Genomic DNA, 15,253 nt, shown 5'->3' with positions numbered 1-15,253 from the left:
ATAGTCGGTTTTTTAGAAAGCGGTTGCGTACGTCGTAAGAAGAGGTCTAGAATAAAATTGTTAAGATTATTTGAACTTTCAAAAGAGAAGGTGACAGCTTGAGGAATTGGGTTTTCTGGGACGACGGTGATCATACCCCAGCCTTTAATATGGCGGCGGATGAAATGCTGATGCAATGGCACCGTGAGGGACGGATCGCCCCTGTATTACGTTTTTATGGCTGGAATCCTGGCGGCTTTTCCGTCGGCTATTTCCAAAAGACAAAGAAACGTTTCAATCTGGATGAAATCGAAAAGCGAGGCTTCGAGCTGGTGCGCAGGCCAACTGGCGGCCAGGCAGTGCTCCATCATCAGGAACTGACTTACAGCATCATTGTAAAAGAGGATCATCCTGGGATACCGTCAACGATCAAAGAGGCGTATAAGGTATTATCCGAGGGGCTGCTGCTAGGTTTTGAGAATCTGGGCATCCAAGCGGAATTCGCCATACCTGCTGACTCGAAGCCGAAGGGTACTGCCAATTGCTTTGAGGAAGCTTCTTGGTATGAAATCAATGTGGATGGAAAGAAAGCAGCTGGCAGTGCCCAAACCAGGCAAAAAGGTATCATACTCCAGCATGGTTCGATTCCGGTCTGGCTGAATCGCGAGGATCTGCTGGAATTATTCCTCTATCCAAGTGATCGTGTAAAAGAACGTGCTTACCAAAGCTTCGCAAACAAAGCGACCAGTCTGCAGGAATTCATTCCTGCGCAGACAACGATGGAGGATATACGGGCTGCCTTTTATGATGGTTTCCAAAAAGGACTTGATGTGACATTTGAAAGACTTGAACTGGATGAAGAACAGCTGGAAGCAATCGAACAGCTGGCCAAGGAGAAATATCGGGATGATGAATTCTTATATGCTCGTTAGGGAGGAACGAAAATGGTAAAGAAAACGATGGCACAACGACGGGAAGGAATGCTCCGCAAACCGGAGTGGCTGAAGATCGACTTCAATACGAATGAGGATTACATGGATTTGAAGAAAATGATGCGGGAAATGAATCTCCATACCGTATGCGAAGAAGCAAAATGCCCTAATATCTATGAATGCTGGTCAGTACGGAAAACAGCGACTTTCATGATACTTGGCTCCATTTGTACAAGGGGCTGCCGTTTCTGTGCTGTGACTTCAGGCAAACCGACAGAGCTTGATTGGGCAGAGCCGGAACGAGTCGCCGATTCCGTTGCGAAAATGGGACTGCGCCATGCCGTTGTGACAGCGGTGGCCCGGGATGATCTGGAGGATGGCGGATCTGCTGTTTTTGCTGAAACAGTCCGTGCGATTCACCGCCGGATGCCAAATACGACGGTTGAGGTGCTGCCTTCGGATATGAAAGGTACATATGAAAGCATCAAGACACTGATGGATGCCAAGCCGGATATTTTCAATCATAATATCGAAACCGTCAGACGCCTGACTCCAACGGTCCGCCACCGTGCAACCTATGACCGTTCACTCGAATTATTGAAACGTGTCAAAACCATTTCTCCGGACACGCCTACGAAATCCAGCATCATGCTGGGACTAGGGGAAACGAAGGAAGAAATCCTGCAGGCCATGGATGATTTGCTGGAACACCAGGTCGATATCATGACGATCGGACAATACCTGCAGCCGTCCTTCAAGCACTTGAAAGTACAAAAGTATTATCATCCGGACGAATTCGCCGAGCTGAAGGAAATCGCCCTGCAAAAAGGTTTCCGGCACTGCGAATCAGGCCCGATGGTCCGCTCCTCCTATCATGCGGACGAACAAGTGAATCCAGAAGCGAGACAGCGCCAGTTCGGCGGCTGCTCATAAGCGGGAAGGGGTCATGCTGATCAGGCATGACCTCTTTTATCAAAGCTGAAATTTTATCAAGACAACTTCACAGTCAAGGATCTAAAATTAATCGTTATACAATTTCAATAGTACTGAGGAGGAGCCTTGTTGAAACAAAATCAAACTGCCATTCTACTGCTTATATCCATCATTGCCATATCCTTTGCAGCCATCTTCGTCAAATGGTCCGATGCTCCTGCAACGATCCTCAGTATGAACCGGATGTATCTGGCTTGTTTGTTGCTGGCGCCGATTGTATGGATGAAAAGAAAGGAGTTCAAAAAAATCGGCAGGCGGGAAGCCCTTGCCTTTGTATTATCAGGAGCTTGTTTAGCAGCGCATTTCGCGCTATGGTTCAGTTCCCTTAAGCTGACGACTGTAGCGAGCTCGACCATCATCCTTTCGCTCCAGCCGATCGTCGCCATGATCGGCGGATTCCTGCTTTATAAAGAGAGGGCTTCCAGAGCCGTCATCATCACCATCGGCATTTCCATCATCGGAGTTGTCATGGTGGGGTGGGGAGACCTTGGATTGGATGATCCCTCTGCCCTCATCGGGGACCTATTATCCTTCTTATGTGTCATCGCGGTTGTCGGCTATCTGCTGATTGGACAAAACAATGTCAGGAAAGTGTCTCATTGGGTATACAGCTTCTGTGTCTTCCTGTCAGCGGGTGTATGGCTGAACATTTATAATCTCGCAGCCGGGGTGCCAATCAGCGGATACGGATTTGACGAATGGAAGATCTTTCTCCTGCTGGCTGTCTTTCCGACGCTGGCGCACGTCATATTCAATATGCTCCTGAACCATGTCAATACGACCACGATTTCGATGAGTGTATTGGGAGAGCCGGTCGGTGCGACCCTTCTCGCAGTCTGGCTGCTAGGGGAGAAAATAGCTCCTCTGCAGATAGTCGGGGGTGTGATTGCATTGATGGGAGTTCTCCTGTTTTTAATCCGGCAAAGCAGTGAGTATCGTGTATTGGAAGCAGAGAAGAAGGGACAGATTGAATGAGGAAATAACGGAAGGAACATACCTGGGTATGTTCCTTCATAAAGGATAAATTTATTTTTTTACAGCATGAATATAATGGATTGTCTCAAAAGCAGATAAGTAGTCTTTCCGGTCCGCAAAATAGAGCTCATTTATTCTGGATGGTGATAAATGTTCATATATCAACAAGCCTGATCGTTCCAACATACTCTCCATTTCTTCATAGGAAAAGCAGCCCTTCATCGTTTCCCCGCTGGCGGCAGCCATCTTCACCATGTTTTCGACTCTGGTCGAAATTCCTTTTTCTTCGAAGAGTTTTTCATCGGCATAATCGAAGACAATGGAACTACCAGGCGGAACATAGCTAAATAGATGATCGATTAAGTAAAAAAATTCCTCCTTCGCCAAGTAATAAGATACCCCCAGCAGACTGAAGAAAGTTTTTTTACCAGTATTAAATCCGGCCTTTATCAGATGATGGAAGGAAAATTTTTTCGACAAATCCATCGAAACAAAATGGAGGTTGGAAGGAATCTCAAAGTTGGCTTCAGCTAACCTTTTTCTTTTGAACGTTTGTGCTTCAGGAAGGTCGACCTCGAAAATATGCAGGCTTTTTTGTAATTCTGGATGACGGAAGCTGAATGTATCCAGCCCGGCACCTAGTATGACATATTGTATTGCTCCTAAGGCAATTTCATTATGAAGTACTTGTTCACAGTACGCAGCACGCGCTAACGGAGTCGGCGAAAGCTGGATCTGTATTATCCATTTGAGAATTTCTGCTGTATCATTATTGAGTTTAGCTGCGATATGTTCGTTAAAGAAATGAACGCCTTTTAGCATATTTGCCTTGATGGCCTCGATTTCCTCGGGAAGAATTAACTCTTTGGCAATGTAATCATCGAAGATCTTCGGTGTATCGTGCTGACTGTGATATGCCCGACTAAAAGCAGATATTAGCGAAGTTAAACTGGATTCCTTCTTATTCAACAAGACACACTCCTTAAACAAAAATAGGGTTCCCTGGCCAGGGAACCCTATTTTATACAATAAATAAATAATTGTAAATTATAGCATAAATAGATTTTTTTGTCAAATATTTATCGGTTTTTAGTTGTGTTGCCTTAACTGGATCGCAGGGCAGATTGTTATACTGAATCCTTGCGTGTTATACCCTATCCATATGTACAATATCCTCATCGAACTTTTCAGATAATAAAAGCAGGAGGAGTCAATATGGCGAAAACAGGTACCGATTTAGTTAAACGGGGTATGGCGGAAATGCAGAAGGGCGGCGTCATCATGGATGTCGTGAACGCAGAGCAGGCGAAGATCGCGGAGGAAGCCGGTGCAGTAGCGGTTATGGCACTTGAGTGTGTACCTTCTGATATCCGGGCTGCCGGGGGAGTTGCACGGATGGCGGATCCGACAATCGTAGAAGAGGTATTGAATGCTGTTTCCATTCCGGTGATGGCGAAAGCTCGAATCGGACATATTGTCGAAGCACGCGTGCTGGAATCCATGGGTGTCGATTATATCGATGAAAGTGAAGTACTGACACCGGCAGATGAAGAGTATCATTTGAACAAGCGGGAATTCACAGTACCTTTCGTGTGCGGAAGCCGTGATTTAGGTGAAGCTGCCCGCCGCATCGGGGAAGGTGCTTCCATGCTCCGTACAAAAGGAGAGCCTGGAACCGGTAATATCGTCGAAGCGGTTCGTCACATGCGTAAGGTGCAGTCTCAAGTACGAAAGCTTCTTTCCATGGATTTGGATGAAGTGATGACATTTGCCAAAGAGCTGGGCGCACCATATGAAGTCCTGCTTCAGATCCGTGAAGCAGGCAAGCTTCCAGTCGTGAATTTTGCAGCAGGGGGTGTGGCAACGCCAGCAGATGCTGCGCTGATGATGCAGCTTGGAGCGGATGGTGTCTTTGTCGGCTCTGGTATCTTTAAATCTGATAATCCAGCGAAATTTGCCAAAGCCATCGTGGAAGCAACGACGCATTACCAGGATTACAAACTGATTGCAGAGCTTTCCAAAGGACTTGGCACGCCGATGAAGGGAATCGACATCACAAGCCTCTCTCCGGAAAACAGAATGCAGGAGCGCGGCTGGTAAGAAAGGGGATTTGCTCGATGAAAATCGGTGTATTGGCCCTTCAAGGTGCGGTGGCTGAGCATGCACGAACAGTGGAGGCGGTCGGCGCAAAAGCTGTCTTGGTCAAACGTGTGGAACAGCTGGCTGACTTGGATGGATTGATTTTGCCTGGCGGTGAGAGTACTGCAATGAGAAGACTGATTGATCGGTATCATTTCCTGGAGCCATTACGGGCTTTCGGTGCATCCGGAAAACCGATTTTCGGCACTTGTGCCGGAATGATTTTGTTGGCAAAACGTATCAATAATCAGGAAACGAGCCATCTGGGCCTGATGGATGTGACTGTGGAGCGGAACGCGTTCGGGCGCCAGGTTGATAGCTTTGAGACGGGCCTTGAAATAAAGGGAGTGGCAGATGATTTTCCTGCAGTTTTCATTCGGGCGCCTTATATTCTGGAAGCCGGACCTGATGTCGAGGTGCTGAGTGAAGATGCAGGGCGTATCGTCGCGGCAAGAGATGGACATTATCTGGCAACAGCCTTCCACCCGGAACTTACCGATGATACCAGATTGATTGCTTATTTCCGCGATATGGTCGGGGAAGCTGCGAAAGCTAGGCTATGAAAGAAGGAAGCTGTCCCTGGGGCAGCTTCCTTCTTTGTCTGTCCCATTTTATAAAATATCAGCTCAGCTTGATACCGAGCTCTGGATAGATTAAAAATGAAACCTGCAAGATGCTGTCTTCGTATGAATGATAGAAAAAGAAAAAGGGAGCGTCGTTTATGCAACAGAGTGGCTGTATAAAATGCGGAGGTACAGATGTTTCACAAAAAGAAGTGGCAATGACGGGCACTGGCCTGTCGAAGTTATTCGATGTGCAGCATAATCAATTCCTGGTCATTTCTTGTACACAATGCGGGTATTCGGAATTATATAATAAGGAATCATCTAAAGGCAGTAATTTGCTGGATTTATTTTTTGGTTAAAAAGCTATCCCAAGAGGATGGCTTTTTTGCGTTTACTGAGATGATGGAAGTGAAATGAAGTCAGAAGGCTTTAGCAGGATTTCCGCATGCTAAAGCCTCCATTGTTTCCGATCTGATTACAAACTGGATCCCGAGTCAGAAGGTAGGCGAAGAAGAGCTGGATGGCTGCATCGCCTGCATGATATCACAAAGGATCTGAACACCTTCTTGCAATCGTTTTTCATTGGCATAGGAGTAGCTCAGCCGGAATGTGCTATGTTCATTTTCAATGGCAAAACAAGCAGAGCCAGTGAGGAAAGAGACATGACGCTTGTTTGCTTCATATAGCAGGGCGTTGCTGTCCAGCCAAGCAGGCAGCTGTATCCAGACATTCAAGCCACCCTTGGGATTCAGCCATGTCACACCGTCGGGGGCATGCTCTGCCAGGACTTTCAGCACCGTATCACGGCGGCTCTTCAAGGCAGCCCGAAGCCGCTTGGTGTGCTGTTCCATCTTGGTGGAATCGAGGAGCGGCAGAATCACCTTTTGCGGCAGCAATGGGCTGCCGAGATCCATATTCGCTTTTGCTGCATAAAGCCGCTTGAAGATCGAACCGGAAGCTGCTATCAGGCCGATACGGCAGCCAGGCGCAATCGTCTTGCTCAACCCTTTCAAGTAGATGACATGCCCTGTCTTATCCATGCTCTTGATCGGCAGCGGCGGCTTTCGGTCAAAGTAGATATCGCTGAATGGATCATCTTCCATGATCAGGCAATGATGGCTTTCAGCGATATCAAGCAATACTTTTCGACGCTGCAGCGGCATGATGGTTCCCGTTGGATTATGGAAAGTAGGTGTTGTATAAATCAATTTTGGTTTATGTTTCTCGCATAAGCCATGCAGCATATCCACTTGCATGCCATCTTGATCAATCGGAACAGTAAGGATGGTGGCGCCACGGCTGCGGAAAACATCGATAGCACCAGGATATGTCGGTGCTTCCATGATCACGACATCACCAGGACCGATGAATGTACGAGCAACAAGGTCGATACCTTGCTGGGAACCGCTAGTGATCAGCAGGTTTTCCGGTGCAGTGTTGATTTTTGATTTTTGCAGATTTTGTACCATTTTCTCACGTAATGCCAGGTCACCCTGAATGCCGCCGTATTGCGACAGTATGCGCGGATTCTGCATGAATACTTGTGCAATCAGCTGATCCATGTATTGATTCGGGAACAAAGCCGGATCGATCATGGAGGAAGAGAAATGGTAACTCGCATCCGAATCCTGAAAACGCGCATATTGGGAACGGTGCAGGTAATCAGGAATGCTCAGCTGCCAATCCAAATCGGATCCTGCAGGAAGGCTTTCCGGCTGCTGCTGGGCTTTGACATAAGTTCCTTTGCCTTTGCTCATTTCCAAAAAACCATCTTCTTCTAGCTGTTTGTAAGCCTTCATGACCGTGACGAGGCTAACTTCGAGATCTTTGGACAGCTGCCTTACTGTTGGGAGTTTTGTTCCGCCTATCAATAAACCGGAGCGGATTTTATCCACGAATGACATATATATTTGCTTGGAAAGCGGAATTGCTTCGTTTTTATTAATTGTGATCATCAGCTTGCTCCTATTTGTTATACATTGTTATATTATGATGCCAGTATAGCATCTTCTTGTATACTATGTGTAAGATGAACGAAGAAGCAGGTGAACAAATGACACAGAAACATTATCTGGCAGCCGGCAAGAGACTGAAGCAAGGAGAGCATGGAAGCAACTCGATATGGATGCGAGCTGAGGATATAGACGATTATATGCTTGAAAATGCTTACTTTAAACAAATGCATGAAATCAAGGGGGAAAAATACTGGCGTATCTGTCAAACTAAAAAAGATCATTCGAGCATTGTCATTGAGCGCCGGAAGGAATGCTACATACCTCATATTGCCAATGCATTCCTTTATGAGCTGGAATGTGAGGATGATGGGGCAGCCTATGAAGCATTATTTCGATTTGTGGATGAGCAGCTGGATGATGGAGATAAGATAGAGATGTACACATGCTGGGATGGGGAAGAAAATGCTGCCCGCCTGGAAGCATGTGATACGTTGATTCTTCTGGGAGCTGGCAGCTATCAATCTGGAGGAGCTTCTTTTCCGATCAGCCGGGAAAATCCCATCGCAGATCTGGCTCGCAAATTCCGCTGGTGTGATCGCCAGTATGTTGTGATACAGCGCTGATACAAATCATCATCTATATTTCAAGTCAAAAATCCTATTGATTGTCTTTACACCCTCCAAATGATCCGTAATTGCTTCCATGGCCTGTATCTCATCTATCCCATCTGCTCTGATCGTAAAGGAACTGTGTATACTGATGCCAAGATTCATAATCTGCAGGATGCAATCCGGGACATGCTTTACATCTACAGATTTTCCTTGGTGCATCATGATAATGGCAGATGAGAACCTTCCCGCAATATGGACCAATGCGGCCGCATAACGTGCAAACCCTGTTTCAACTGTCATACGGAAGTTTTTTTCAAGCATCCTTATCGGCTCCAATCCAAGGAGATTGATCTGGCAGAATGATGCAGCTGGAAATATGATGCTGTAGCTCCGAATTCATTAGATGACATCCTTTCCAAGATTGGTATGTCTTTCATTATGCGATGATTCGATAGGAGAGCGTTATCTTATTCGTATCATAAATTTGCCTGATCCTGCCACGCGGGAGGAAATGATTTATACTATTTAAGATGACATGGAGAAGGAGGAGGTTTTATAGTGAAAGCAGCTCCAGATAAGCAATCGACACTTGCCGAGGTGATCAAGCGCTTTGCCCCGAAAGAGGGAATCTGTGAAACAAGCATCCCTTCCTTATTTTTCATTCGGCATTCAAGTGCTTACGGACCTGTACACAGTGTCTACAAACCGTCTGTCTGTATCATCGTGCAAGGAGAGAAAGAACTCCTTTTAGGGCAGGAGCGTCTACTCTATGGACCAAATCATTATTTGGTGGCTTCGGTGGATTTACCAGTTTCCGGTCAGATTTTGGAAGCATCTGATTCTGCCCCCTATTTGGCTATGAAAATGGAATTTACACCAGCTGAAATATTAGAGGTGATGGAAGAAGGCACTTTGCAGTTCACTACAGATGAGGACCCGAAGCGAGGGATGTATGTGAGTGAAGTCGAGCATCCGATATTGGATGTTGCAGTTCGGCTGACAGATCTGCTTGCATCACCGGAGGATATCCCAGTGCTCGCCCCTTTGATCAAAAAGGAGATCCTTTATCGTGTACTGCAAGGAAAACATGGCAGTGCCCTGGCACAGATGGCTATCCAGGGGAGCTATGCACAGCGTATCCGGGATGTAATCCATTACATAAGAAGGGAATTTAATCAATCCTTCCGTATCGAGGAGCTTGCTGACATTGCAGGGATGAGTGTTTCGACGCTACATCGGCATTTCAGGGAAGTCACCGCGATGAGCCCGATTCAATTTCAAAAGCAAATAAGGCTGCAGGAGGCTCGCCATCTATTGCTGTATGAGGATGCAGATATAATGGAAGCGGCGCTTCATGTGGGATATGAAAGTGTGTCCCAATTCAGCAGGGAGTATGCCAGGCTGTTCGGTTTGCCTCCGCGCAGGGACATCAATCGTTTAAAAGAGGAATGGAGCGGCGTGACTGAGGACTGATGGATTCGGATGAATGAACGAGAAAGGATGGGGCCTTTCTCGTTTTTTTGTTTGCGAGCTGCGCTTGGTGATCATACTGCAGTCTCTTGCAATTCGTACTATCACCGGTTAGGGCTCATGGTGTATATAGAAGGTGACGTTCTTTCCTTTGTACCAGCATTTATGATGAAAAATTGGTAAACTAAGTACAGGACAGTATGAAGTCACTATCGCCGATCGGAAAGGAAATCAGATGATGCAGCCACTGACACAAGAGAATCTGACGCAGCTTAAACAATTGAGGACGGAACTGACAAGATTCACAGCCGTTTATAAGTTCGCCCTGGATGAAGTGAATACAAAAATCAACATTCTGAAAGATGAATTCTCCTATATTCATGATTATAATCCGATAGAGCATTGCAGCTCCCGGTTAAAATCACCAGAAAGTATCCTGAAGAAAATCTATAAGAAAAATATTGAATTTTCATTGGGTTCCATAAAGGAAAATATCAAAGATATTGCCGGTATCAGGATCATTTGTTCTTTTAAATCGGATATCTATGCATTAAGCGAAATGATCCAGAATCAGAAGGATATCGAGCTGATAGAACGGAAAGATTATATACAGAATCCAAAACCGAACGGCTATCAGAGCCTGCATCTGATCGTTAAGGTACCGGTATTCTTATCCGACAGGGAAGAAAAAGTATGTGTGGAAATCCAAATCAGGACAATAGCGATGGATTTCTGGGCCAGTTTGGAGCATAAGATTTACTACAAATATGACAAGGAAATCCCAAACCGGCTGGCAACTGAACTGAAAGAAGCTGCAGATTCAGCAGCTGCACTGGACGAGAAGATGGAAAAAATCCATAGTGAAGTAAAAGAGCTGAAAAATAAACAATTAAATGAACTGGATGAGGTATTTGATGTAAGCAGCATGACGGCGACCCGGGACAAGTTTATGCAGGGAATCATCCAGCAGTTGGTCAAAGAGCCGAAAAAACTTGAATAGATTCAGCATGATAATGGATAGAACCGTTCAGGCAAGGTGATGGACGGTTCTTGTTTTTTTAGGGGGGATTATAGTTACCTATTGCCATTTAAATAACGGATATACCTAGTAAAGGATAAAATGAATCTTTATATGGATGATGCCTCAATTAATGCACAGCAGCATGCTATACTCCCAAAAGTGTATCGCGATATTTGGGCAAAAATACAAAAACAAAATTGAAAGCGTTTACATAAACTGCTGTAAATCCGTTAAGGGGGTACAGCGATGAGTAAGGTGAACCAGTTCTTGGAAGGGAAAGTTATGCCCATAGCTGCAAAAGTTGCACAGCAGCGCCATTTGAATGCACTTCGTGATGGACTGATATTATCGATGCCGCTTATCATCATCGGCTCGTTCTTTTTGATACTTGCCAATTTCCCCATTCAGTCATATATGGACTTCTTAGCCGATCGTCCCCAGCTAAAGGAGAGCTTGCTTTATCCGTATCGGGGGACGTTTGAATTGATGACCTTGACTGCGGTCTTTGGGATCGGTTATCGGCTGGCGGAGTCATATAAGGTTGATCCGCTTGCGGCAGGAGCTGTATCTTTATCGGCTTATTTTGTCGGGACGCCGTATGTAACATACGTAATAGGGAAGACGCCGGAAGGATTGGATATTACAGAGACGGCTTATCAGACGGCGATGTTCACCAGCAAAGGTTTGTTCGTCGGAATGTTGATTGCCTTGATATGTACAGAAATATATCGTTTCATTGTACAGCGCAATATCGTCATCAAGCTGCCGGATGGGGTCCCGCCAGCGGTTGCCCGCTCCTTTACTGCTCTGATACCAGGTTTTTTTGCCATCATCGTAATCTGGGGCATCAGGCTGTTAGTCGAGAATGTCGGTTCTTTTGGAAGCATTCATAATGTCATCACTGTACTGCTGCAAAAACCGCTCACATCGATCGGCACGAGTCTTGCTGGTACAATGATCATTTTCTTATTGATCACATTGCTTTGGAGTACTGGTTTGCATGGTGCGACCATTGTCGGGGCAGTGACAGGTCCGATTTGGCTGACGTTGACAGCCGAGAATGCCAAATCCTTTGAGCTTGGCGAACCTGTACAGCATATCGTCACGAATGAAATCAATGATATCGTCTTTATCGGAGGTTCCGGTACGACGCTCGGGCTGGTGCTGGCAATGCTATTATTTGCGAAAAGCCAGCAGATGAAGCAGCTTGGTAGATTGAGTATCGGGCCAGGTATTTTCAATATCAATGAACCAGTATTGTTCGGTATGCCAATCGTCATGAACCCGCTTTTGATCGTTCCCTTCATCGTGACACCGCTTATTTCGGTATTGATTACGTATTTGGCCATGGACTGGGGCTTTGTTGCAAAGCCGATCGGGATCGTGCCACCCTGGACTATGCCGCCGATTTTGCAGGGATATATGATTACCGGCAGCATTTCGGGTGCGATATTACAAATCATCATCCTTGTCTTATCGTTTCTGGTTTACTATCCATTTTTCCGGCTATGGGATAAACAAAAAGCAGCTGAAGAATCGGGAGGAGAAGAGCAATGATTGCTCTTCTTCATACATAGAAAAGCACTATGTTAAGAAGGTGTGAAAAGATAAGGATGGTGGAATGATGACTATATAAATCTTTCAATATAGAAAAATTGAAATTCATGCAGGAAATAGTGCGAATAATAGAGAAACAAATAGAAAAAGGCTATGGGAGGGGAATCATGACGACATCTTACGAAGAACTAGTGGTGGAAATGGAACGTATATCGACAGTGATACAGAAGTTCCCGGAGAATCTGCAGGGCAAGGTTTTCGATATCATGGTGAAAAGCTATCTTGGGGAGCATGCCTTTGAAACGGCAGCTGCGGAAGAACCGGAGACAGAAAATGTACAGCATATTTCGGTTGCCGACTCCAATCGGGTTCAATCCATCAAAAAACGTCCGATTCGCCGGAACAAGGACTCCTATAGCATGGTGAAAGATCTGGATCTCCTGGGCAAGAGCGGTGTGGAACCATTCCGCGACTTCCTGGAACGATATGAAGTGAACTCCAATATCAAGTTCAACACAGTGGCAGTCTACTATCTGAAGAACGTCCTGCATATACCAGATGTGACGATTGATCATATCTATACTTGCTACAAGAATGGCGAGCGTAAGGTGCCGGGTAATCTCCGCCAGAGCATCACGGATACATCGAGCTCGAAATATGGCTATATCAATATGAGTGATAATCATATCACGCTCAGTGTCCTAGGGGAGAACCTTGTCGAGTTTGAATTGAAGCAGGAAGCTTGATGGTTTGAAGAAAGCGCAAACAAGGAATATAGGATGAAAACGGCATTGAACACAAATGAGTGGAGGGGAAGTGACAAGATGAAGAAAAATATCGGATGGATCGCAGGAGGGACAGTCGCAATAGCAGCAGCAGGCACCTTTTCTTATTTGAAACGGAAGAAGGATGACGATCAGAAGGTGACAGGATCGAATCTGCAGGATAAAGAGAGGGAGGACAAGCTCCCTAGCCCCGATGCCAAAACAGATGATGCGGAAAAGGGTTTGAGTGCATTGGATCATGCCTATCGGGAAGAATGGGTGGCAAACACAATCACCCCGACGGAAGAAGAGATTAAGCAAGCGGAAGAAAAAGTGAAAGAATGATCGAAACCCGGCGGTGGCCGGGTTTTTCCAATAAGTATATATTTATTCATTTCATTCCCGGAATGAACAAGAGGTTGAAGAAAATTATGAAAGTTGTGCTTGGTCTGCCATGTGGTTTCTATCTATAATGGAAGTAATTACATGAAGAAGGAGAAACAACTTATGACTGCGTTATCCTTTTACACCGTTGCCATCACCGCACTCATTCTGCTGATAGTGATAGGTGTGACGGTCGGTATCTATCTTGTGTTCCGGAGATACAATCGAATACGTGAACAAAAGATCATGGATGAATGGCAGGCGGCGAGGAAGGAGCATGAATGACCGTGTATCAAATCGTACCAATGACGCAAAGCCAGGCTGAAACGATTGCGGAAACTTGGAAATATGATGGGGCATACAGCTTTTATGATATGGATCAGGATGAAGAAGATATGGCTGAATTCCTCAATCCGGCAGCAAGGGAAGGAAAGGTTTTTGCTGTTAAACAGAAGGAAAAGCTTGTGGGTTTCCTGTCAGTGACGTATGAAAAAGCAGAAGCAGAAATAGGATTTGGGATTCGGCCTGATTTGACAGGTCAAGGATTGGGACAGTCCTTTGTTTCTTTTTTGGTGGAAACCGTGCAACAAATGCATCAGCCCGAGACGATTTCCCTTAGAGTAGCAGCTTTCAATCAGCGGGCGATCACTGTCTATGAAAGAGTCGGGTTCCAACAGATGGAGCAATTTGACCAGATTACCAATGGTGATGTTTATCCATTTATCCGAATGGTCTTGAAATGTAACATCTAATGATATTACTTTAGAAACGAATTAAACACGCATAGATATGGGGCATGGATATGGAAAGAAGAATAGTATCGGCAATCGAAGTTGCAAAACTGGCAAATGTATCACAATCGACGGTATCCAGGGTTTTTACACCAGGTGCAAGTGTATCGGAAAAAACAAGGAAAAAAGTAATGAAGGCTGCCGAAGAGTTAAAGTACCAGCCAAATGCTTTGGCTCGCGGCTTGATCACTAAAAAAACGAACATGATCGGTCTGGCGATGAAGGACATCCAAAATCCCTTTTACCATGAAGTATTGGGGTTATTCACTCGAAAACTGAAGGAAAAAGGATATTCGGTATTATTTGTTTATACGGAAAATGAGGAGATTCAACAAGAAGAAATCAATCACTTCCTGGAATACAATGTAGAAGCAATCATTGTGACAGATGCACTCTTATCCTCGAACGTTGTCACCAGGCTTACTGCAAATAACATACCTGTTATTTTGTTTAATCGCCATGATAAGGAACTGATGTGCCATTCAGTTGTTTGCGATAATGTCAATGCAGCAAAAAGGATAGGTTCTTACGTATATGGCCAGGGAGTCCGGGATGCAGTTTTTATCACAGGAAAAGTGAATACATCGACCAGCCGTGACAGGCAAAATGGATTTATTGATTTCTTTCGTGACAAGGACACTGATATCACAATCCAGGAAGGTGATTACACTTACGAAAAGTCTTTCCATCTGACTAGGAACATGATTCAAAAAGGCCATATCCCGGAAGTGATATTTGGTGCAAATGATATTACGGCCTTGGGAGCTTTGGATGCTTTGAAGGAATGTAAGGTAGAAATACCTGAAAAAACGATGGTCATTGGGTTTGACGACATCAAAATGTCCTCTTGGCCCAATTACTCGTTATCTACGTGGGCTCAGCCTATTAATGAAATGGTAGAGAAAGCGATTGATTTGGTTACGCTGAAAGACCGAATACAAGAGCCGGAATTAATTAAACTGGAAGGCAAGTTCATCCACCGGGCTACAACAAGATAAAATTATTTGACAAATGAAAGCGTTTCAATTATTATCTAGACATAATTAAATTTGCATACGTATGCAAATTTAATCGATCTGTTTTTGCATACGTATGCAAAAACTATGGAGGGGATAA

General features: G+C 45.1%; 18 protein-coding genes. 15 read left to right on the top strand and 3 right to left on the bottom strand.

Annotated features, from left to right (window positions below):
- The first annotated feature begins 149 nt into the window (after positions 1 to 149).
- The 3 genes from CHH53_RS14345 (at position 150) to CHH53_RS14335 (ending at position 2,879) form a co-directional block, all read left to right on the top strand.
- Complete coding sequence (locus tag CHH53_RS14345; protein ID WP_095216848.1) at positions 150 to 911, top strand: lipoate--protein ligase family protein; 762 nt, start codon at positions 150 to 152, stop codon at positions 909 to 911.
- Positions 912 to 923: 12 nt separating this feature from the next.
- Positions 924 to 1,844 carry a lipoyl synthase gene (gene lipA, locus CHH53_RS14340; RefSeq protein ID WP_095216820.1) on the top strand — a complete coding sequence of 307 codons (921 nt, stop codon included), beginning with the start codon at positions 924 to 926 and terminating at the stop codon, positions 1,842 to 1,844.
- Positions 1,845 to 1,973: 129 nt separating this feature from the next.
- A complete protein-coding gene (locus tag CHH53_RS14335) occupies positions 1,974 to 2,879 on the top strand; it encodes a DMT family transporter (RefSeq protein ID WP_095216819.1) in 906 nt (301 codons plus the stop codon).
- 51 nt (positions 2,880 to 2,930) lie between these two features.
- On the opposite strand, the gene CHH53_RS14330 is transcribed toward CHH53_RS14335, so the two are convergent.
- Positions 2,931 to 3,848, bottom strand: coding sequence for a class I SAM-dependent methyltransferase (locus CHH53_RS14330; protein ID WP_095216818.1), 918 nt, complete (start codon positions 3,846 to 3,848; stop codon positions 2,931 to 2,933).
- 246 nt (positions 3,849 to 4,094) lie between these two features.
- Here CHH53_RS14330 and pdxS point away from each other — a divergent pair, with 246 nt between their 5' ends.
- The 3 genes from pdxS to CHH53_RS14315 all read left to right on the top strand — a co-directional run bounded on the left by pdxS (position 4,095) and on the right by CHH53_RS14315 (position 5,943).
- Entirely contained in the window at positions 4,095 to 4,979 is an 885-nt protein-coding gene (gene pdxS, locus CHH53_RS14325) for a pyridoxal 5'-phosphate synthase lyase subunit PdxS (protein ID WP_095216817.1), read from the top strand.
- 17 nt (positions 4,980 to 4,996) lie between these two features.
- The gene (pdxT, locus tag CHH53_RS14320; protein ID WP_095216816.1) at positions 4,997 to 5,581 is read left to right on the top strand and encodes a pyridoxal 5'-phosphate synthase glutaminase subunit PdxT; all 585 of its coding nucleotides are present in this window, start codon (positions 4,997 to 4,999) and stop codon (positions 5,579 to 5,581) included.
- Positions 5,582 to 5,739: 158 nt separating this feature from the next.
- Complete coding sequence (locus tag CHH53_RS14315) at positions 5,740 to 5,943, top strand: zinc ribbon domain-containing protein (RefSeq protein ID WP_095216815.1); 204 nt, start codon at positions 5,740 to 5,742, stop codon at positions 5,941 to 5,943.
- A 135-nt stretch (positions 5,944 to 6,078) separates the two neighbouring features.
- Here the strand turns inward: CHH53_RS14315 and pdxR are convergent, their stop codons facing one another.
- Positions 6,079 to 7,542 carry a MocR-like pyridoxine biosynthesis transcription factor PdxR gene (gene pdxR / locus CHH53_RS14310; protein WP_095216814.1) on the bottom strand — a complete coding sequence of 488 codons (1,464 nt, stop codon included), beginning with the start codon at positions 7,540 to 7,542 and terminating at the stop codon, positions 6,079 to 6,081.
- A gap of 95 nt (positions 7,543 to 7,637) precedes the next feature.
- On the opposite strand from pdxR, the gene CHH53_RS14305 reads away from it, so the two are divergent.
- On the top strand, positions 7,638 to 8,162 hold the full coding sequence (locus CHH53_RS14305; RefSeq protein WP_095216813.1) for a hypothetical protein: 525 nt from the start codon (positions 7,638 to 7,640) through the stop codon (positions 8,160 to 8,162).
- 9 nt (positions 8,163 to 8,171) lie between these two features.
- Here the strand turns inward: CHH53_RS14305 and CHH53_RS14300 are convergent, their stop codons facing one another.
- Positions 8,172 to 8,471 carry an HPr family phosphocarrier protein gene (locus tag CHH53_RS14300; RefSeq protein ID WP_095216812.1) on the bottom strand — a complete coding sequence of 100 codons (300 nt, stop codon included), beginning with the start codon at positions 8,469 to 8,471 and terminating at the stop codon, positions 8,172 to 8,174.
- A gap of 237 nt (positions 8,472 to 8,708) precedes the next feature.
- Here CHH53_RS14300 and CHH53_RS14295 point away from each other — a divergent pair, with 237 nt between their 5' ends.
- The 8 genes from CHH53_RS14295 to CHH53_RS14260 all read left to right on the top strand — a co-directional run bounded on the left by CHH53_RS14295 (position 8,709) and on the right by CHH53_RS14260 (position 15,135).
- Positions 8,709 to 9,623 (top strand): AraC family transcriptional regulator, encoded by a 915-nt coding sequence (locus CHH53_RS14295; protein ID WP_233135118.1) that lies wholly within the window; start codon positions 8,709 to 8,711, stop codon positions 9,621 to 9,623.
- Between the two features lie 235 nt (positions 9,624 to 9,858).
- The gene (locus CHH53_RS14290; protein ID WP_095216810.1) at positions 9,859 to 10,620 is read left to right on the top strand and encodes a GTP pyrophosphokinase; all 762 of its coding nucleotides are present in this window, start codon (positions 9,859 to 9,861) and stop codon (positions 10,618 to 10,620) included.
- 267 nt (positions 10,621 to 10,887) lie between these two features.
- Positions 10,888 to 12,198, top strand: a complete 1,311-nt coding sequence (gene celB, locus CHH53_RS14285) for a PTS cellobiose transporter subunit IIC (protein WP_095216809.1) — start codon at positions 10,888 to 10,890, stop codon at positions 12,196 to 12,198.
- Positions 12,199 to 12,365: 167 nt separating this feature from the next.
- The gene (locus CHH53_RS14280; protein WP_095216808.1) at positions 12,366 to 12,944 is read left to right on the top strand and encodes a hypothetical protein; all 579 of its coding nucleotides are present in this window, start codon (positions 12,366 to 12,368) and stop codon (positions 12,942 to 12,944) included.
- A gap of 78 nt (positions 12,945 to 13,022) precedes the next feature.
- On the top strand, positions 13,023 to 13,307 hold the full coding sequence (locus tag CHH53_RS14275) for a hypothetical protein (protein WP_095216807.1): 285 nt from the start codon (positions 13,023 to 13,025) through the stop codon (positions 13,305 to 13,307).
- 162 nt (positions 13,308 to 13,469) lie between these two features.
- The gene (locus CHH53_RS17420) at positions 13,470 to 13,631 is read left to right on the top strand and encodes a hypothetical protein (protein ID WP_158221572.1); all 162 of its coding nucleotides are present in this window, start codon (positions 13,470 to 13,472) and stop codon (positions 13,629 to 13,631) included.
- A complete protein-coding gene (locus CHH53_RS14265) occupies positions 13,628 to 14,098 on the top strand; it encodes a GNAT family N-acetyltransferase (protein ID WP_233135117.1) in 471 nt (156 codons plus the stop codon). Before CHH53_RS17420 ends, CHH53_RS14265 begins: the two co-directional genes overlap by 4 nt.
- 50 nt (positions 14,099 to 14,148) lie before the next feature.
- The gene (locus tag CHH53_RS14260) at positions 14,149 to 15,135 is read left to right on the top strand and encodes a LacI family DNA-binding transcriptional regulator (RefSeq protein WP_095216805.1); all 987 of its coding nucleotides are present in this window, start codon (positions 14,149 to 14,151) and stop codon (positions 15,133 to 15,135) included.
- Positions 15,136 to 15,253 lie beyond the last annotated feature (118 nt).

The organism is Terribacillus sp. 7520-G (assembly GCF_002271665.1).
Lineage (GTDB): Bacteria > Bacillota > Bacilli > Bacillales > Amphibacillaceae > Terribacillus.
This window is presented reverse-complemented; position numbering and strand designations above follow the sequence as displayed.